The 19692-nt window shown below is 42.9% G+C and carries 17 protein-coding genes; 5 read left to right on the top strand and 12 right to left on the bottom strand.

What is annotated here, in order from left to right; all coding sequences use genetic code 11:
* Positions 1–29: 29 nt before the first annotated feature.
* Positions 30–647, top strand: coding sequence for an alpha-ketoglutarate-dependent dioxygenase AlkB (locus CZ794_RS11980; protein ID WP_087041837.1), 618 nt, complete (start codon positions 30–32; stop codon positions 645–647).
* On the opposite strand, the gene CZ794_RS11975 is transcribed toward CZ794_RS11980, so the two are convergent.
* From CZ794_RS11975 to CZ794_RS11965, 3 genes are all read right to left on the bottom strand, one after another.
* Positions 644–1639, bottom strand: a complete 996-nt coding sequence (locus CZ794_RS11975; RefSeq protein ID WP_087041836.1) for an NADP-dependent oxidoreductase — start codon at positions 1637–1639, stop codon at positions 644–646. The two genes, CZ794_RS11980 and CZ794_RS11975, sit on opposite strands and share 4 nt — an antisense overlap.
* 74 nt (positions 1640–1713) lie before the next feature.
* Positions 1714–2469: an endonuclease/exonuclease/phosphatase family protein gene (locus CZ794_RS11970; protein ID WP_062845779.1), complete on the bottom strand. Its 756-nt coding sequence runs from the start codon at positions 2467–2469 to the stop codon at positions 1714–1716.
* Between the two features lie 603 nt (positions 2470–3072).
* Positions 3073–4185, bottom strand: a complete 1113-nt coding sequence (locus CZ794_RS11965) for a hypothetical protein (protein WP_087041835.1) — start codon at positions 4183–4185, stop codon at positions 3073–3075.
* 505 nt (positions 4186–4690) lie between these two features.
* On the opposite strand from CZ794_RS11965, the gene CZ794_RS11960 reads away from it, so the two are divergent.
* The 4 genes from CZ794_RS11960 (at position 4691) to CZ794_RS11945 (ending at position 8425) form a co-directional block, all read left to right on the top strand.
* Complete coding sequence (locus CZ794_RS11960; protein WP_087041834.1) at positions 4691–6886, top strand: M3 family metallopeptidase; 2196 nt, start codon at positions 4691–4693, stop codon at positions 6884–6886.
* The gene (locus CZ794_RS11955; RefSeq protein WP_087041833.1) at positions 6887–7144 is read left to right on the top strand and encodes a YheV family putative metal-binding protein; all 258 of its coding nucleotides are present in this window, start codon (positions 6887–6889) and stop codon (positions 7142–7144) included.
* 142 nt (positions 7145–7286) lie between these two features.
* Positions 7287–7826: a hypothetical protein gene (locus CZ794_RS11950; RefSeq protein WP_087041832.1), complete on the top strand. Its 540-nt coding sequence runs from the start codon at positions 7287–7289 to the stop codon at positions 7824–7826.
* 35 nt (positions 7827–7861) lie between these two features.
* Positions 7862–8425 carry a hypothetical protein gene (locus CZ794_RS11945; RefSeq protein WP_087041831.1) on the top strand — a complete coding sequence of 188 codons (564 nt, stop codon included), beginning with the start codon at positions 7862–7864 and terminating at the stop codon, positions 8423–8425.
* Positions 8426–8634: 209 nt separating this feature from the next.
* Here the strand turns inward: CZ794_RS11945 and pnp are convergent, their stop codons facing one another.
* The 9 genes from pnp to nusA all read right to left on the bottom strand — a co-directional run bounded on the left by pnp (position 8635) and on the right by nusA (position 19630).
* Positions 8635–10737, bottom strand: a complete 2103-nt coding sequence (gene pnp / locus CZ794_RS11940) for a polyribonucleotide nucleotidyltransferase (protein ID WP_087041830.1) — start codon at positions 10735–10737, stop codon at positions 8635–8637.
* Between the two features lie 730 nt (positions 10738–11467).
* Positions 11468–11734, bottom strand: a complete 267-nt coding sequence (rpsO, locus tag CZ794_RS11935; RefSeq protein WP_045443035.1) for a 30S ribosomal protein S15 — start codon at positions 11732–11734, stop codon at positions 11468–11470.
* Between the two features lie 362 nt (positions 11735–12096).
* Positions 12097–12270, bottom strand: a complete 174-nt coding sequence (locus CZ794_RS14100) for a hypothetical protein (protein ID WP_179207309.1) — start codon at positions 12268–12270, stop codon at positions 12097–12099.
* A 215-nt stretch (positions 12271–12485) separates the two neighbouring features.
* Positions 12486–12647, bottom strand: a complete 162-nt coding sequence (locus CZ794_RS14095; protein WP_179207308.1) for a hypothetical protein — start codon at positions 12645–12647, stop codon at positions 12486–12488.
* Positions 12648–12708: 61 nt separating this feature from the next.
* A complete protein-coding gene (locus CZ794_RS11930) occupies positions 12709–13233 on the bottom strand; it encodes a type 1 glutamine amidotransferase domain-containing protein (RefSeq protein WP_087041829.1) in 525 nt (174 codons plus the stop codon).
* 427 nt (positions 13234–13660) lie between these two features.
* Positions 13661–14683 (bottom strand): tRNA pseudouridine(55) synthase TruB, encoded by a 1023-nt coding sequence (gene truB / locus CZ794_RS11925; RefSeq protein WP_087041828.1) that lies wholly within the window; start codon positions 14681–14683, stop codon positions 13661–13663.
* 9 nt (positions 14684–14692) lie between these two features.
* Positions 14693–15082, bottom strand: a complete 390-nt coding sequence (locus tag CZ794_RS11920; protein ID WP_087041827.1) for a ribosome-binding factor A — start codon at positions 15080–15082, stop codon at positions 14693–14695.
* 190 nt (positions 15083–15272) lie between these two features.
* On the bottom strand, positions 15273–17999 hold the full coding sequence (gene infB / locus CZ794_RS11915) for a translation initiation factor IF-2 (protein ID WP_087041826.1): 2727 nt from the start codon (positions 17997–17999) through the stop codon (positions 15273–15275).
* Positions 18000–18145: 146 nt separating this feature from the next.
* The gene (nusA, locus tag CZ794_RS11910) at positions 18146–19630 is read right to left on the bottom strand and encodes a transcription termination factor NusA (protein ID WP_087041825.1); all 1485 of its coding nucleotides are present in this window, start codon (positions 19628–19630) and stop codon (positions 18146–18148) included.
* Between the last annotated feature and the right edge of the window lie 62 nt (positions 19631–19692).

The following is a 19692-nucleotide window of genomic DNA, read 5'->3' as shown; positions in this document are numbered from 1 at the left end:
CATTATTACCACGATGAATAGGCATAACCATGACCGACCTCTTCGCGCCTGCGCCCACAGACAACTTATTGCCCTATGACGGCCAAGTCAATGACTTAGGTATCGTCATTGATGATGCTCGTACGCTTTATGATGCCTTATCAACAGCGCTACCTTGGCAATCTGATATTGTGACGCTGTTTGGCAAAACCCATGTTACAACGCGTCAGATTGTTTGGATGGGTACAGAAGATATCAGTTATCATTATTCAGGACACGGACGACAAGCCATTCCTTGGTCAGACACAGTGTTCCACGTGAAACAGCATATTGAGCGGTTACTGAGTAATATAGGCATTACGGCAGATTTTAACTCGTGCCTACTCAACTACTATCCATCAGGTACTGACGGTATGGGCTATCATGCTGACGACGAAAAAGAATTGGGTGATCAGCCAATCATCGCCTCACTGTCGTTAGGAGCCACGCGTAAGTTTGTTTTTAAACATAAAAAAACTCAAGACAAAGTGGCGCTTTGTCTTGAGTCTGGTCAGCTAGTTGTCATGCATGGTGATACGCAAACATTTTGGAAACACACCATCACTAAGACCAAAAAGGTTTCAACGGGACGTATTAGTTTGACGTTTCGACGCATGCATAATGTCTAATCAACTTTCAGAACTATTTTACCAAACGCATCGCCTTGTTGTAGCGCATGATGGGCCGTAACCACTTCTGACAACGGATACACTTGCTGAATGATTAAGGTCAATTTGCCATCCGCAACCAGCTGTAAAACGCGCGCCATGTCTTCTCCACTACGCTGGGCTTTATAACCTGCCACGGCTAAGTTTTTCTGCTGGCCCGCTTCTTTGAGCTTATCGACCCAGATCGTCGGTAATACGTTCACTCGCGCACCAGATCGAAGTACACTCAAGGCGCGAACTCCTGCTTCATCGCCAACCAAATCCAATAGCATGTCAGCTTGCAAGTCAGGGAATGCGTCATCTTTGGTATAATCAATCCAACCTGTCAGCTTGCTGGTGTCGATTATTTGCTCAAGCTTGGCGTACTTTTCTGATGAGCAAATGACAGTGACCTTGATATTATCCTGAGCAATTTTGTCCATCAATAGCTGAATCAGCAAGTGTCCAACACCGCCTGCGGGTGCATTGATGACCACATGCTCGCCAGCTTTGATATCGGCAAACTCTACAAATTGCAGAGCCGTTTGTCCGATACAAGGCAACGCTCCTGCTTGCTCTAGCGTGACCGAAGTTGGTACTTTTGCCAACAGCTTGGCATCAATAACCACATACTCCGCATAGCAGCCGCCATTGAATGACAGTGCAGCCACTTGCTCACCTTTACTAAACTGATCGCTATTGCTTTTGACCACTTGCCCTGCCATGTCAAACCCTAAAATAGCGGGCTGATCATTGTCGAATTTTTCTTTACGAATATTATCGGCACCCCAGCCTTTTCCTTGGCGGGTTTTGTAATCAACTGGATTGATACCAGCATAAGCAATTTTGACCAATACTTGATTGTCTTGTAACTCAGGAATGGCAACGCCGTCCTGATATTTCATGACTTCTGGTTCGCCAAATTCACGTATCAGCACGGCATGTTGGCTGGTTGGTAACGGATGGTTAGACATCGTTCTATATCCTTATAAGTTGCTATTATTTTATTTTTGCACTACAGCTCAATTTTGATTGCTTTAGCACCCTATCACAATAATACCAGCTCTGCACTAATTGGTAGATGATCTGATAATGTTGACCAAGGTTTGCCAGTATGTACCCACGCATCTTTGACACCCAGATTACGGGTATAGATTCGATCCAAGCTGAGCACAGGCAGTTTGGCTGGGAAGGTGGCTGACAGTTTGCCATGGCAATGCTTAAAAGCCTCGGTCATCCCTAAACTTGTGGCGAGCTTGTCACAGGACATTTTTTTCCAGTCATTAAAATCCCCTGCCAAGATAAGCGGTTGGTCATGGGCAATCTCATTGCGCACATAATCGCTAATTGCCTGATACTGTTTGATACGATCTCGTTCCAGCAGATTTAAATGAGCGCACAGTACTACCACAGGCGTCTCCCACCCGACTGGCTGCACTTCACAATGCAATACACCGCGCTGCTCAAGCTTATTGACCGTGATATTGACGTTATGTTTTGGGTCTAAAGGAAAGCGACTGAGTACCGCATTGCCATGATGACCATTGTCATATTCAGAATTTTTGCCATAGCTGTTTTGCAGCTGCAAATACTCACCAAACCATTCGTGCTGCGATTGGTCAGGATATTCGTTATATTGCATATTACGCTTGAGGTTTTGGCCTTGCACTTCTTGCAAACACAGCACATCGGAGCCAATGATCTCAAGTGCTTTGGCGATACCCTGTAATTTTACTTGGCGATTTAGCGGTGACATGCCTTTGTGAATATTATAGCTGGTCAAAACAAAAGAGGGAGTAGTCATAAATTCAGTCGTCATAAAAAGGTCGATAAGCAGATGAATACGCTACCGAGTATAACAGCAGTCTGATTCATCAGCAGTAGTTAATCAGCGATAACGCGTTGTAGTATTGCTAAGCGACTCTGACCGATGACACCTATTTTCATGGCTCATTTTTCATAATTAATCGAAGCAATACTCAACCACTGTGTATCAACAATGGTGAACTCCATATGCCAGACAAAACTTTCTGCTATCCGTTTATTGCTTATCCTTCATTGAAAACAGAAGTTACTACTAAAAACACCAGCGACAAACGGCGCTTTATTTATAAGCAAAAACAGTTTTGCAACTCTCTGTATACATTGAAAAATAAAGGCTTCAGGAATTTTTACTTGTGGCAAAATAATAATCTACCATAAGAAAGCACTAACCTTCTTGTAAGCACCAGTGCTGCTAATTTATATAAAAAAGATACCGTTTTAGAGATAAAAAATATGAGAGCATTCATAAAAAAAGCATTGGCTTATATTAAGCCAATGCTTTTAAAAGATAGCGCTTGTACCACTGGCTTCTAAATCTGCCAATAATATAAATCGACAGTTTTATAAAATCAGTTTTACCAAATTAATAACGAGTCACCAAAGCAATCGGCTGATCTTCGCCCATGATATCCTGTGGCATAAATACGGCTTTACCGCCATTATGAATCACATGCTCTATGACTTCACCGATAGCATCATCAGTCACACCTTCAGCAGCTGGATCATTGGTTACGCTCAACGTTTGCGCTTTTTCATCAATTTTAGCTGATTGGATATAACCGCGACGCACATAAAGGGTCTCGCCTGCCCCTTGAAAAGCACTGCGATACACTTCTTGCAAGTCCGTTTGCAACATATTAGCGCCACGTGCTTTATCAATTTCACCTAAGGCCGCTTGATGCAGCGAGGTGCGATATTTTTCTACTGCTTCTTGTACACTATCGACAATGTGCTGAGCGCTACCGTCATCTAAGTGAGTCGCGTTTGAAACAGTGGCAATAATATTGTCTGGACGATCACAGACCTCTTTATAGTAAGCAATATTTTTTGCATCACCCACGACGACCAGTGGCATCTTATGCTCTCCCCACAGCTCTTGCACACTTTTATCGACTTGGTTAAAGAATTCTTTTAAATAACTGCTTTCATTGTTTGCTGAACGATCTGAACCAGCATCACCTGTGGTATACAAGCCGTTGTTTTCAACAGGGAACGGGATATTTTCCATGTTGTTCTGTGCGTTATCATCTTTATCGAATTCTTTGACAACACGATCATTAGACGCTTCAATCAGACGCGCATTATCACGCGTTAGTACGACTGTATAGTAATGAACGGCACTTGCCATATCACGAACCAAGTCACGAGTAGCAAAACGGTTGGAGATAACCACACGCTCTTGCGTGTCAATTGGCATACGAATGATCTGTACGTCGTCTGTGCTAGCAAATATCGCTAGGGTATCCAGATTATAGTTGTGATTCAGCTCGCTCGTTTTCGCATGAATATTGTCTAAAATCGTGGTGGCGGTGCGCTTATCATACTCATTGGTTAAGCGATCCTCAGCTACTTTTAGCTGGTTTTTCAAGGCAATAGGATCCTGATCGTTAGCAGGGTGTGCACGATGCGTTTTTACAAAGATACTGACCGCAGGGTCGGCTTTGGTTTGACGTAAACTTTTAAGAGTGGCTTTCATGTATGACTCCTTGTTTTATTATCATTTATGTTCGACGGTTATTTTCATTTATTAAGCATTTTGTACTGATTGCCTAATCCTACTATGAGCACTTTTCTTAATATCACCATTCGTATTAGGATTTAGGTTATTGAACGCTTTTATCAGTTTTAATCATTATTTTTTATTCCATTGCCTTGATGCTAACAGCTGGCTATGAACCACTATAGGGTGAATTTGCAAGCAAATGATGATGCTTTGTAAGTAGAACGCTCAGTATTGTTAAAAGACTACTCTCTCTGTTTGGAACGATTTTCTTTTGCCTGTTTTTAAAGTCAATTAACTATCAGAGTCAATCAACTATATAGGTCGCTAGGTTGCATTTTTGGTAAACGAACCCATCTTTTGTATAACCTATATAAAAAGTCAGAACGACTCTATGCCGTCCATAATGACGGCAGTACACAACTATTTATGACATCCATTTGATCCTTTTATACTTCACTCATTGATATCGGATACCTTTATGAACGCTACTTTTACAGACTTACATCTCATTGATTTTGCCAATGTCGCACCAAATACATTACGTGACGAAGTCATGAGTGCCATTGATAAGGCCAATGCTTTTTTGGATGATATGACAGCGACGTCAGAAACTCATCATGCTGATATCAGCGCCGAACAAGCATTGATGGATGTCATGGCATTTGACCATATCAATCTAGCGCTAGATCGTAGCTGGGGAATCTTATCGCATCTCAATGGCGTGACGAGTACGGATGAAATACGTCATGTCCATCATGAGCTACTGCCCACTCTATCCGCTTATGGTACGCGGGTTGGGCAGCATCAGCCTTTATTCAGTCATTATCAAACGATCGTAAACGACACGGCATTTTTTGCGACACTTGATCCTGCACGTGCGCGCGCTATTGAGCTTGCGCTACAGAGCTTCGAGTTATCAGGAGTCGCTTTGCCAACAGACAAGCAGGCGCAATTCGCTGCTATTCAAAGTAAGCTTTCAACGCTATCGGCAACGTTTTCTGATCATGTGTTAGATGCGACTCAAGCGTATGCTTTGGTGCTCAATGATGAACAATTGGTAGGATTGACAGAAAGTGGTCTGGCGCTACTGGCAGATGCAGGCGAGCAGCACAAAGCAAAACTGCTTGCCAGCGGCACACTGACGCAAGAAGAAGCGGCAGCATTACCAACACCTTATTATGTTGCCAGCTTAAATATCCCTGTCTATCTGGCGGTGATGACTCATGCAGATGACCGCGGTCTACGTGAGACGCTATACCGAGCCTATGTTACCCGCGCCTCTGAGTTTGACGAGCATACCAATGCTAAAGGTGAGTCATTAAACAATGCCGACATCATGAGCCAAATTCTCACCTTGCGTGAGCAAAAGGCCAAGTTATTAGGCTTTGATAATTATGCTGAAGTATCTCTATCGACTAAGATGGCAGACAGTGTCTTGGAAGTAGAGACATTCTTACGTGACTTGGCAGCCCAAGCGACCCCAGCCGCGCAGAAAGATTTAGCACAGTTACAGAGATGTGCGCAGGATTATGGTATTGATGAATTACAACCTTGGGATAGCGCCTATATCGCTGAAAAAGTAAAGCAAAGTGAATTTAGCTTGTCGCAAGAAGAGATTCGTCCTTACTTCCCATTGCCAAAAGTGACTAGCGGTTTGTTTGCTATCGTTGAACGTCTATACGGTATTACAGTAAAAGAGCAAAGCTATGAGGGTGCAGGTGGCCATTCTGTATCACGCTGGCACGATGATGTACGCTTTTATCAGCTGTTTGACGCTGATGATCGCTTGATTGGCGGGTTTTACTTTGACTTATTTTCGCGCAGTGGTAAGCGCGGCGGCGCGTGGATGAATGGTTTCCAAGCGCGTTATAGTTATGAAGCGAAAGCACATCAGCAGCTGCCTGTTTGCTTTATGGTGGGTAACTTTACGCCCGCACTGGATGGCAAACCAAGCTTATTGACCCATGACGAAGTGCTGACCTTATTCCATGAGTTCGGTCATGGTTTGCATCATTTGTTGACCCAAGTGACGGTCGGTGATGTCGCAGGGGTCAATGGCGTAGAATGGGACGCAGTTGAGCTGCCCAGTCAATTTATGGAAAACTGGGCGTGGGATGCTGAAGGCATTGCACTTATTAGCAGTCATGTCGACACTGGCGAGCCATTGCCTAAAGACAAACTTGATGCACTATTGGCCGTCAAAAACTTCCAAAGCGGCCTACAAACGCTGCGCCAGATTGAGTTTGCGCTGTTTGATTTATTGATTCATGCACACACGCCCGCACTCGATTATGAGGGTATTCTCGCCACTTTGAATGCTGTGCGAAGCGATATCGCTATCATGCAAACCCCTGATTATAACCGTTTTGCCAATGGCTTCAGTCATATATTCGCAGGTGGCTATGCCGCTGGTTATTACTCGTATAAATGGGCTGAGCTGCTTTCGGCGGACGCTTTTAGTAAGTTTGAAGAAGACGGTATTTTTAACCCAGCAACGGGTAAAGCTTTTCGTGAGTCGATCTTGTCTGTTGGAGGCAGTTTCCCAGCCAAAACCAATTTCGAAAACTTCCGTGGCCGTAGTGCGAGCATAGATGCATTGCTACGCCATAACGGTTTTACCGATACAAAAAGTCCTGATGCTGCCAATGCTCAAACGACGCGCGAGGTGATTTAAATGCGCTATCAATCATCACGTCCAAAGCGTCGATTTTTGGCAGGCGTGCGCTGCCCCAAATGTCAGGCAATGGATGCTGTCGTGCAAGTGAATATCGTCACGCCAGCGCCAGATGAATACATCGAATGCACAAAGTGCGGACATTCGGAACATCGCCCTGACCCTGATGCCATCAGCGCCAAAAACAACCTTGAGGATCAGCTTGCTCGCGATGCCATGACAACAGGTACCAGTGGTACCGTAAAGTTCAAACCCTAGTTATCCAGTGTTGTTTCTAGACTACCGCCTAAACAATTCACTATTTAATACTGACTTAAGCCTATCTATCAATAGATAGGCTTTTTATTTTGAGTTTGCTATAGTAGGTCTACTTATATTCTTGCCATCAATTGATCATAATATGAACCGTAAAAAAATGCGCCCTGTATCGACCAAGTCTTCTAAAGCAAAAACTGCGCAAGCAGGCCGACGAGTTTGGGTAGTACTTATTGTTGCGGTGATACTCATGGCTATTGGTTACTTACTTTGGATAAAACCCGAGCCAGAAATGGTTTTACCTGTCAGTCAACCGCCTACGATAAATGAGCAAACTGAGGCCGCTCAATCGGCTTCAACTCCAGACGTCGTAACTGACAAGCCTGACACTGTGCTCCCTGACAGCATTGTCACTAATGAAAACACCAGTGCAAACGACGATAAGCGTGTTGAAACGCCAAATCCTAAAGCTATCTTAGATGCACCCCTACCAGAAACAAATAGTCTGGCCAAAGAAGAAATTGATCGCTTAGAAGACGAACGTCAACGTATGGCTGAGCAGGAAAAACTGGCAGCCGAACAATTGGCCATGAACAAAAAACTGACTGATATGAAAGCAGAACAAATCGCGCTGTTAGAACAACAAATTGCCGAGCTTGAAGCGAATGAGACAGCTGTAGAATAACATCACTGTATTTACCGAGGGGCTAAAGGCTAACAATGGCGAACATACAACTAACGCATGCCCCTATTTTAAATAGCAGCGCACAGCTACTTATCTTACCAGTGAACACAGCAGGCATTCTTTTAGATCCCGTGCTGTCACGAACCAAAACCTTATTTTCTGATAATTATCACTCTTACTACCAAGCCTGTCGTGATGGTAATCTACAGGTTGGTAGCTGCTTGTTGATTAAGCGCGCACTTGAGCAAACAGGTTTGGGTGCTAGCAGTAGTGGTAATCAGCCAAGCTATATTGCCAACTTGGTCATATCTGACCACCCCTATCATTCAGCTCGACTGCGCTGGCTCAGTGCGGCTTTGCTAGATTTACAACAGCAGCTTCTACCGCTGATTCGTTACCAAGGCATACGCAGAGTTGCGCTACTTGCCCGCCCACTCGTGTATGATAACCCGCGAGACCATAAGATTGATTCGTCAGGCTCAGTGAATATACTGCCTTTAGATTGGCACCATGATACTTTGCCTTTGTTAATTCAGCAGCTGCAAGATTTACCCAAACTACGTATCGATATTCATCTTCCTAAAAATATTACCATATAAACCCATTAGAGCTCAGTTCTACTGGTATAAATTTTACGAAGCATCTGTCACGCTTGCGAACAGCCAGCGAGTAAAATTTATACCAGTAGAACATAATGATCGTATTTACCACTTTTACTTTGGATTGACTATATCTCTAACGCATAAAAAAACCGCCTTGAGCATCTCAAAGCGGTTTTTTATAGCTAGACCAAACTAATGATTAAAAATTAGTTTTGCTCGATACCTTTCATCGTTAACTTAATACGACCACGGTTATCAACGTCCTGAACAAAGACTTTAACAACCTGACCTTCTTTTAGATAGTCTGATACATTCTCGACGCGCTCTTCTGCGATTTGTGAGATATGAACCAAACCATCGGTATTTGGCAGCACATTCACAAACGCACCAAAGTCAACGATACGAGCAACCGTACCTTCATACGTTTTGCCGACTTCAACTTCTGCCGTCAATGCTTCAATTCTACCAATAGCAGCTTTGGTTGCAGCTTTGTTTTCACCAAAGATACGAATCGTACCACCATCATCGATATCGATAACGGCACCGGTCTCTTCAGTTAGCTGACGAATCATTGCGCCACCTTTACCGATGACGTCACGAATCTTATCTGGATTGATTTCGATAACAGCGTAGTTTGGTGCGTGAGCGTTGATTTCAGTACGGCTTTCTGGCAAGACTTTGTTCATCGCGTCCAAGATATGGATACGACCAGCATGGGCTTGTTTAAGCGCTTGCTCCATGATGTCAGGCGTAATGCCTTCAATCTTGATATCCATCTGTAGTGCAGTGATACCATTTTTAGAACCAGCCACTTTAAAGTCCATATCGCCAAGATGATCTTCATCACCTAAGATATCTGATAAGACGGCAAAACGCTCGCCTTCTTTAACCAGACCCATTGCGATACCAGCGACAGGGGCTTTTAATGGTACACCTGCATCCATCAACGCTAAACTCGCACCGCAAACAGACGCCATAGAAGATGAACCGTTTGATTCAGTAATCTCTGACACCACACGGATGACATATGGGAAGCGTTCGCTGTCTGGTAGCATTGCTTCTACACCGCGGCGTGCCAAGCGACCATGACCGATTTCACGACGTTTTGGAATACCTTCGCGACCTGTCTCACCCACTGAGAAATGCGGGAAGTTGTAATGCAACATGAAATGATCACGAATCGTACCACCTAGTGAATCAATCATGTTGACGTCACGACTGTTACCAAGCGTGGTCGTAACCAATGCCTGCGTCTCACCACGAGTAAACAGCGCTGAACCATGCGTATAAGGTAGTACGCCGACTTGTACGTCAAGAGCGCGAACGGTTTCAAGATCACGGCCATCAATACGTGGCTTACCTGACAAGATATTGTCACGAACCGTACGGTATTTAAGGTCGTTGTAGATTTCTTTTAGCTCAGATACAGTTTCAGCATAGGTTTCTGATTCAGCATCACCAGCAAGCGCATCAATAACTGACTGCTTAATGTCGTCAAGTTTGGTATAACGCTCTTGCTTATCAGTAATAGTATAAGCGTCTGCCACTTGCTCACCAAACTGCTCTTTCATGCTGGTTTCTAACGCTTTATCACGCTCAGGCGCAGTGAACTGCTGCTTAGCCGTACCTACTTCTTCTGCCATTGAAGCAATATTATCAATGACGATTTGCTGCTGCTCATGACCGTACAATACAGCGCCTAACATCTGATCTTCAGACAGCTCTGCTGCTTCAGATTCAACCATCAATACCGCAGATTTGGTACCAGCGACAACCAAGTCAAGATCACTTTCTTTAAGCTGTTCAAGTGTTGGGTTAAGGACATATTCACCATTAATGAAACCAACACGCGCAGCGGCAACAGGGCCGTTGAATGGCGCATCAGAGATAGCCAACGCCGCTGAAGCACCAATCAATGCAGCGATATCTGCAGACTGAGTTTTATCTGATGAAACAACGGTAGCTGTAATCTGGATTTCGTTCACATAACCTTCTGGAAATAGTGGACGAATCGGACGGTCAATCAAGCGTGAGGTGAGCGTTTCAAATTCGCTAGCACGGCCTTCACGTTTGCCATAAGCACCTGGGATTTTACCCGCTGCATACATTTTTTCTTGATAGTTTACAGTAAGTGGAAAGAAGTTTTGACCTTCTTTAGCCTCTGATTTTACAACCGCTGCGACTAGTACTGTCACGCCGCCCATATGTACCAAAATAGAATTGGCCTGACGTGCCACACGACCCGTTTCGATAACAACCTGCTGGTTGCCATACTGGAATTCACGCTTAATGGTGTTAAACATTGTCATATAATATTCCTAATGTTGACTGACAAAAGTAATATCAGCATATTAACAAGCTGATATCTGTCATTAAAATGCGTTGTATATAACCGCTAATTGATACGCTTTTTATGAAAAGCCGTATTAACTAGAATTTATACTGTGATTTAATTATCTGTGTATCTACGATAGTCATTGCACTATCATCTGTCTCTTATCATTTGATATCGATATTATTATAAATACTGTCAAATGGTAAAAACCAAACCCACAAGGCATTCTTTCGTTTCAATAAACCCTTGCACGTATCATTTTCACTTTATCTTTCTTTAATTGACCACTTACTATCACTACTCGCTGTATGAACAATGGTCATGGGTTAAAACTCACAATACATTATTTTACAGGGATTTATGGGCATTGACCAATGAATTGCAAAACTGAGCATTGACTCATTTTTGATCGTTCCTGTCACTGTCCTATCAGCTTGCTTATGCTACGGTGAATCTAAGTTTTTCTTACTGTCTTCCTTCGAAAACTCATCTCAGACCGTCGTAGTAGCGCAAATGGTCTACGTATCAAAACCTCATCCAATACGCATAAAAAAACGGCGTGAAACTATTCCACACCGTTTTTAGAAAAAATCTATTGTATCAATATCAGCAAGTAAGTTTTAAGCGGTTTAGCAAAAATAGGAAAAAGATACCATCTGATGGCGCTTTTCATTTCAGCAACCACTTGCACTATTGTCGCTAAATTAACGACGTAGACCTAACTGGCTAATAAGGGTGGTATAGCGACCAAGATCTTTACCTTTTAGGTAATCAAGCAGTTTACGACGGGTGTTAACCATACGGATAAGACCGCGACGGCTGTGATGGTCAGCTTTGTGCGCTTTGAAATGGTTCTGCAAATCGTTGATACGAGCACTCAATAGAGCTACTTGAACTTCTGGTGAACCAGTGTCGTTTTCGCCGCGTTGGTATTGTGCAATGATTTGTTCACGATCGGTATTAGTTAGCATAAATATCTCCGGCAATGCTAAAAGTTTTTAGACAGACTCAAAACGAGTCTTCATAAAAACAGTAAAATAATAAATAAAGTAACTCATACGCCATTCAGGACAACCCTGCATTACTAGAGTTGACCTAGTGTACGACGAGCTCAATTATTGTAACCATCATTTAAAATAAAGGTAAATCAACGCGAAATAATATAAAACTTAGCTCACCATCTAAAGCAGTGAGATTAAGCACAACGCGTTATCTAAAACTCAATTCAAATGTGCGGGCAATTATAACAAAAAACTGCTGAACTAGCAGCAGTTTTTCATAATAGTTTTACTAACATCAAAAGCATATAACCACTTGGCTCAAATAAATGTACTTATTTTTCAGCCTTATCCTTAGTCGCGTTATCGCCCAATTCATCGTCTGCAAGAGGAGCCGTAGTGGCTTCTGCTAGACTGTCAGGTGTGGTTTCTTCACTAGGGTCAATATCTGCTGCAAGTTGTTGAATCTCTTGCTCTTGTTCATCTAATTCATTGGGTGCATTGTTCATTTTGGCTCCTAAATTATTATTAGTAAAATATCCCTTTTACATTTTTAGCGATGATGTGTATAAACATCATTTATTCAGTGGTTTTTTTCTAGGTATTAGTCATTAAAAATTAGTTGTTCGAAAAAAAAAGGCCCATCTTCTCTTAGCACTGTCTGCCGTTATCAACTCAATAAAAATTGCCCTATAACTTTAGTAGTTATAGGGCAGTAGACTAATTATTTGTCTTCTTTTGCACTATTTAAATTATCAGCAATGCGATCTGCTGCACCTTCAGAATCTTCTGTGTGATTACCTTCAGTCTGGCTTTTAAGAGCAGCAGATGCAGATTCAGAACGTTCTTGTTCAAGAGCAGTATCATTTGGATTAGGGTTCGACATGAGAATATCCTTAGTTTTAGTCATGGTTAGTTTTTTATGTTATACGTTATAAAATATCGAGTTAAGAGAGCGCCTTGTCAATCGCCTCGACAAAATTGTCGATATCATCCGGATTACGTGAAGTAATCAGGTTACCATCTACTTGTACTGTTTTATCGACAAAATTGGCACCCGCATTTTCTAAATCTATTTGGAGGGATTGATAAGCAGTAAGCGTCTTACCTTTAGCAATGCCAGTATTAATAAGCGCCCAAGGTGCATGACAAATAGCAGCTAGTGTCTTACCAGCATCATTAATCGCATTAATAATTTTGTGGGCTTCTTCGTTGCCACGAATGGTATCAGCGTTTACCGTACCACCTGGCAGAACCAAGGCATCATAATCATTTACATTTGCTTCGCTTGCAAAAATATCCGCAGTAAAGGTATCGCCTTTATCTACATCTTGGTTCATTGCTTGAACTTGTTTTTCTTTATTGGTAGTAATGAGAATGGTTTTATAACCTTTGTCTTTCAACTGGTTATTAACGTCCTCGTATTCTGCTTGTTCAAAGTTGCTATGGAGCAAAAAGGCAATCGTTTTCATAATATCTCTTCTTTTTCTATTGATGAATGGTTAGTCAAAAAGTTCTCTGTCTGGTTATTCTATTATTTCTAGTTATTGTATATAGGAAGCTTCACTTCTTCTTTTTATAAAAAACGTCCTGTCTGTAGCTATCCATACTTTTTATTCTTATATTTCAGTTCTTCTTCGATTTCAGTCATCTTCATAGTCAATGCTCGTTTTAATTATTATTCATTGCCGAATGACGTCTGATGCTTCTCATTATTCTATTAATTATTATTATCATCCTTCGTTATTGTTCTTGTCCGCTCTCCTTAGCTGATGTAACTAATGTACAAAAAAAACAGGTTTCGCTATAGGCGAAACCTGCAATGAAATGTGACGATATGTGATTAGTGTAAACTGTTAGTAAATCGGTTCAACTTCAAAGTGCTATCAAAAGCCATTATCAACGCTGAATCAGCTTTTTGGGTTGTAACCGACCATTTAGACTGATCGCTCCCAATCCAAGGAACTCGCCTTCCTCATTGATCAAACGGATATCGATGGGTATTTCATGTTCAATCTGCGGCTCTTTATGATCCTCATCTTTATCTCGCAAAAGCTGCTCATTGACTTTTTCTGATATATACTCTTTAAGACCGTCTGTAAGCTGATCGGACACGTTTAATCGTTGGCCCATGTGTATACGCGTACATTGCTCGGATGTTAGTAGCAAAGTGGCAGCGATATCGATACAAGCGTCCACTGGCATTAATTGTTCTTCTCGCTCAGTCAATATCAAGTCTTCTAACGCTGATAACGTAATCGCATCATCAATGCTAAACTTCCCAACCTGCGTACGTCGCAGCGTCGTCAGATGCCCCAACGTCCCCATTGCTTTGGCAATATCTTCGCCCAATACACGAACATAAGTACCTTTGGTGCAAGTTACCGTCAGTTGAATCTGTTCATCATCAATCTTTTTTATATCAATGGCCTTGATAACGATGTCTCTTGGCGGTCGCTCTACCTCAACACCAGCACGAGCGTATTCATACAACTTTTTGCCATCTTTCTTCAAAGCAGAATACATTGGTGGTATTTGCTGCTGAGCACCTAAAAATTGCTGAGCAATCTTATCCAGTAACGCATCATCAAATGCTGGTATAGGAGATTGTTCAATGACTTGACCATCAGCGTCACCAGTGTCGGTCTGACGACCAAGTAAGACAGTGGCTTGATAAGACTTATCTGCATCCAACTGATAATGACTAAACTTAGTCGCCTCGCCCATACAAATAGGCAATAGACCCGTTGCCATTGGGTCAAGCGTGCCTGTATGTCCCGCTTTTTTACTGTCATGACGTGGCGATTTAAACAGATACTTCACCTTTGACACGACTTGCTGAGAGGTCATTCCTTGGGGCTTATCTACTAAGACAACTCCAGAGACTCTGACTTTATCGGCTTGCTTGATCGGTATGGACATAAGGGTTATCTACTCGTCATTCTCATTTTGTTCGGTCTTAGTGACGGCTTTATTGATCAGATCCATCATGTAGTTACCGCGGGCAGTGACTTCATCATAATGAAAACGCAGACGCGGTGTGGTGCGCGTTTTTAGACTATGACTTAGCTCAGTACGCAAAAATCCTGCGGCTTTATTCAATACTTTAATACTATCTTCATGATTGGTCTTGGTCATGGCATCATTAAGCTCAGGCTCCATAATGGTGACATAGATGTCAGCGTAGCCCAAATCTGGACTGACCTTGACGCTAGAAATAGTAACAAAACCCGTTAAACGAGGGTCGTTGACTTCATCACGGATAAGCACAGCAAGCTCACGCTGAATTTGATCGGCTAAGCGTTGTAAACGTTGGTTCATGTTTTTACCTTGTCTCTAATATGGCTTATTTTATTTTTTAATACATTGATTGATAATAACTATTTGCTAAAAAAGGCCTAGCAGGGTGTACCTGTTAGGCCTAAGTACAGCTAGAGGTTAAAAAGATATCTAGATCATTGGCCAATATGGCGCTTTGTATGGCTAGATACCCTATTATCAAGTCGTCGCTTTAGATCGTACGAGCGAACTCTTGAATTTCAAATACTTCGATCTTATCACCCGCTTCGACGTCATAGCCACGAACCGCTAGACCACATTCCATACCAGTACGTACTTCATTGACGTCTTCTTTATAACGACGCAATGATTGTAATTGACCCGTAAAGATAACTTGGTCATCACGCAATACGCGGATAGGCTTGTTACGATAGATCGTACCTTCAACCACCATACAACCAGCGGCAGCACCAAACTTACTAGAACGGAAGACTTCACGAACATCTGCAACACCAAGAATCTTCTCACGATGTTCAGGCGCAAGCATACCGCTCATTGCTGACTTAACATCATCAATCAAGCCATAGATAACACTATAGTAGCGAATGTCCATGTTAGCTGAATCTGCTTTACGGCGTGCGGTTGCGTCTGCACGAACGTTGAAGCCCAATAGAACCGCTTCGCTAGACTCTGCTAATGTCACATCAGACTCAGAAATGGGACCCACGCCTGAGCTGATGACTCTGACCTTGACTTCATCAGTTGACAGCTCATTCAGTGCTGACAGCAATGCTTCAAGTGAGCCACGCACATCTGTTTTCAGTACGATATTTAAGAAAGACACATCGCCTTGACCCATCTGGTCAAACATACTCTCTAAACGCATCGCATTTTGACGTTCAAGTTGACGCTCACGCTCACGATTGGTTCTAAAGTCAGCCACTTCGCGTGCTTTCTTCTCATCTGTCACTACTAGGAATTCGCTACCAGCTGCTGGCGTTTCTGGCAGACCTAAGATTTCAACAGGAATAGAAGGGCCTGCAGATTTGATACGTTGACCATTCTCATCTGTCATTGCACGGACTTTGCCATAATGCTCACCCGCTAATACCAAATCACCTTGCTTCAGCGTGCCTTTCTTAACAAGGACACTGACCACTGGACCACGACCTTTTTCAAGTCTTGACTCAATGACAACACCTTGAGCAGCACCATCTAGTGGGGCTTCTAATTCCATCAGCTCAGCTTGTAAGCTAATGAATTCTAGTAAGTCATCGATACCTTCACCAGTTTTGGCAGAGATACGAGCCATTGGTGTGTCACCACCCCACTCTTCAGAAACCACTTCTTTTGTGGTCAACTCATTAAGAACACGGTCAGGATCAGCACTTGGCTTATCCATTTTGTTGATAGCGACAATGATTGGTGTACCAGCAGCACGAGCATGATCAATGGCTTCTGCTGTTTGTGGCATCATGCCATCATCAGCTGCAACCACCAATACAACGATATCAGTTGCCTGAGCACCACGTGAACGCATCGCACTAAAGGCTGCGTGACCTGGGGTATCAAGGAAAGTAATAACGCCACGATCAGTTTTCACGTGGTAAGCACCGATATGCTGGGTAATACCACCCGCTTCACCCGTTGCCACTTTCGTTTCGCGGATTTTATCTAGTAATGACGTTTTACCATGATCAACGTGACCCATGATAGTCACAACTGGCGGACGTGTTTGTACGTTACTGCTACGCTCATCAACGGCATCTTGTAAATCGTCTTCAACTTTCGTGTCGCTAACAGGTACTGGATTGTGACCCATTTCTTCAACAAGTAAGCTTGCTGTGGCTTGATCAATCGTATCTGATTCGCGAGCCATTTCACCCATTTTCATCAGTAATTTGGTGACTTCACGAGCTTTTACTGCCATGCGTTGAGCAAGATCGGCAACGGTAATGTGCTCGCTAATCTCAACATCATAGACAATTTTTTCGACTGGTTTTTCAAACTTATGCTGTGATGCTTGTGTTGAACGCAAACCGTTTTTGCGGTTTTTGATCTCACGCTCATCTTGATTTTTACGACGACGTCCACGAGTACCTGTACTGTTAGCACCACGTTTGATTTCACGACGCTCTTTTTCAAACGACTCTTCTAGTGCATCACCAACCAAACCTTCGGCCAATGGTTCATCTTTACGAACTTCTGAAACTGGCTCACGATCCGTATATTGACCAGCCATTTTACGCATTTGCTCAAGCGTACGTTTCTGTGCTTCTTCCGCTTGAACACGGCGAGTTTCAGTCTCGATTTCGCGTAGACGAGCTTCTTCTTTCTCACGGGCCTCGCGAGCTTTACGCTCAGTGGCTGTCTCAACTTTTGGTTTTGTGGCAGCCACTTTTTTCTTAGGTTGCTCTTTTGGCTTCACTTCAACTGTAGCCTTACCACCTTTTTTCACGACCACTGAAGTCGAGATATCGTCATTCTTATCGTCTGACTTTTTGCTAGAACCCAAACTTGCACGCATTGCTGCTAAGGTTGCTGCTTGACGCTCTTCAGCTTTTTTCTTAGTAGCCGCACGTTCTTCGGCTTCTTTGGCAGCGCGTTCTTGCGATTCAATCATCGCTTGCTCACGCGCAGCCAATTCTTCAGCCATCTTTTCTGGATCAGGCTTTTCGAATACTTTCTTTTTACGCACTTCAACATTGACGCTCTTAGATTTTCCTGAAGAGCCGGTCACACGCGCAGTGCTAGTCGTCTTAGATTTCAGACTGATACGACGCTTTTCTTGCTGACCATGACTTTGCTTTAAATACGTCACCAACTTCTCTTGCTCAAGCTCAGTGACTAGGTCACTTTCTGCACGAGCAGGCAGTCCAGCATCTACCAATTGCTGTTGTACAGCGCTTGGCGTTTTGCCTACCATATCTGCCAGTTCTTTGACGGTCTTATCTGCCATTTATTATCACCTACTGTCTATTATTTGCTATATGTTCAATTCAGTTGTTGGCTACAAATGATTGGGGTAAGGCCAGTATTTATATTACATACCAGCGCTTTATTTCGATAGCATATCACTAAAAGACAGCGATATGCAGTTACCGCTTATTCATTGAACCAAGATTCCCGAGCCTTCATAATGAGTTTTCCTGCGGTTTCAGAATCTAAACCTTCGATATCTTCTAGATCGAAGACGGCTTGTTCTGCCAAGTCATCAACAGTAAGAATGTCTTTTTGTGCCATTTTATAGGCCAAACTGACAGTCATACCTTCAAGTTCTTGTAACTCTTGACTTGGCTCTTTCATGTTTTGTTGCTTGACTAGCTCATCAGCGATGACCACTTCTTTCGCACGCTCTTGAATCATCTCAATCGCGTCGTCGTCTAGCCCTTCAATGTCATAAAAAGTTTCGACAGGTACGTAAGCCACTTCTTCAATACTGGTAAAACCAATATCCACAAGCGCTTGTGCCAAGTCTTTATCAACTTCTAGACGTTCATAGAAAAGTTCGATAAAGGCTTTTGATTCATTCTCTTGACGCTGCTGATACTCTTCTTCTAGCATCATATTTAGCTTATAGCCTGTCAGCTCAGAAGCCAAACGTACGTTCTGACCTTGTGAGCCAATCGCACGTGCCAACTGATCATTGGTGCTAAAAATAATGTCAGCTGTTTGCGTGTCTTCATCCAAAATAATGCTGCTAACGTCAGCTGGCTCTAAAGCGCTGATGATAAATTGAGCAGGATCATCTGACCAAACGACAACGTCAATACGCTCACCATCAAGCTCTTGTTGTACTGCTTGGATACGCGTACCACGCATACCAATACAGGCACCAACTGGATCAATACGATGATCGTTTGTTTTTACTGCGATTTTGGCACGTGTGCCCGGCAAGCGTGCAACATGACGAATTTCGATAATTTGTTCTGCAATCTCAGGTACTTCTTTTTGCATCAATGCAGAAAGCATTTCTGGATGCGTACGAGATAGTAATAGCTGCGCACCGCGGTTTTCGCGATTTACGTGATATAAGATAGCGTTGATACGAGATTTTGCACGTAGCTGCTCACGCGACAACATCTGATCGCGTGACAAATAGCCTTCTGCATTGTCGCCCAAATCAATGATATAACCATCGCGTGTCTGTTTTTTGACCTCGCCATACATCATTTCACCCACACGTGGTTCAAAAGCATCGGCTACTAGCGCACGCTCGGCTTCACGGATTTTTTGGATGATGACTTGTTTTGCTTGAGTGGCAGCAATACGACCAAATTCGATCGATTCAATCTGCTCTTCTTTGACATCACCAATTGACCATTCATTTTCGTCAAGGTCACTGATAGCTAACTGACAAGCAGGCATCTCATGGTCTTCATCTGCAACCACTGTCCAATAACGATACGTATCATAATCACCTGTTGCACGGTCAATAGCAACGCGTACAGCCACTTCTGGCTGTTCGGTGTAGACTTTTTTCTTGGTCGATACCACCAAAGCGTCTTCTATGGCTTCGAAGATATCTTCAGGATTTAAGCCCTTTTCATTACTGACAGTTTCTACTACCGTTAAGATTTCACGACTCATGCTATACCTGTCCTATCATTTTTTAATTGACTTAAATTTTATAATTGGTGTATCAATAGTAT

The organism is Psychrobacter sp. JB385 (genome assembly GCF_900163785.1).
GTDB lineage: Bacteria > Pseudomonadota > Gammaproteobacteria > Pseudomonadales > Moraxellaceae > Psychrobacter.
The sequence above is the reverse complement of the archived record's forward strand: the minus strand, read 5'-3'. Positions and strand labels throughout refer to the sequence as shown.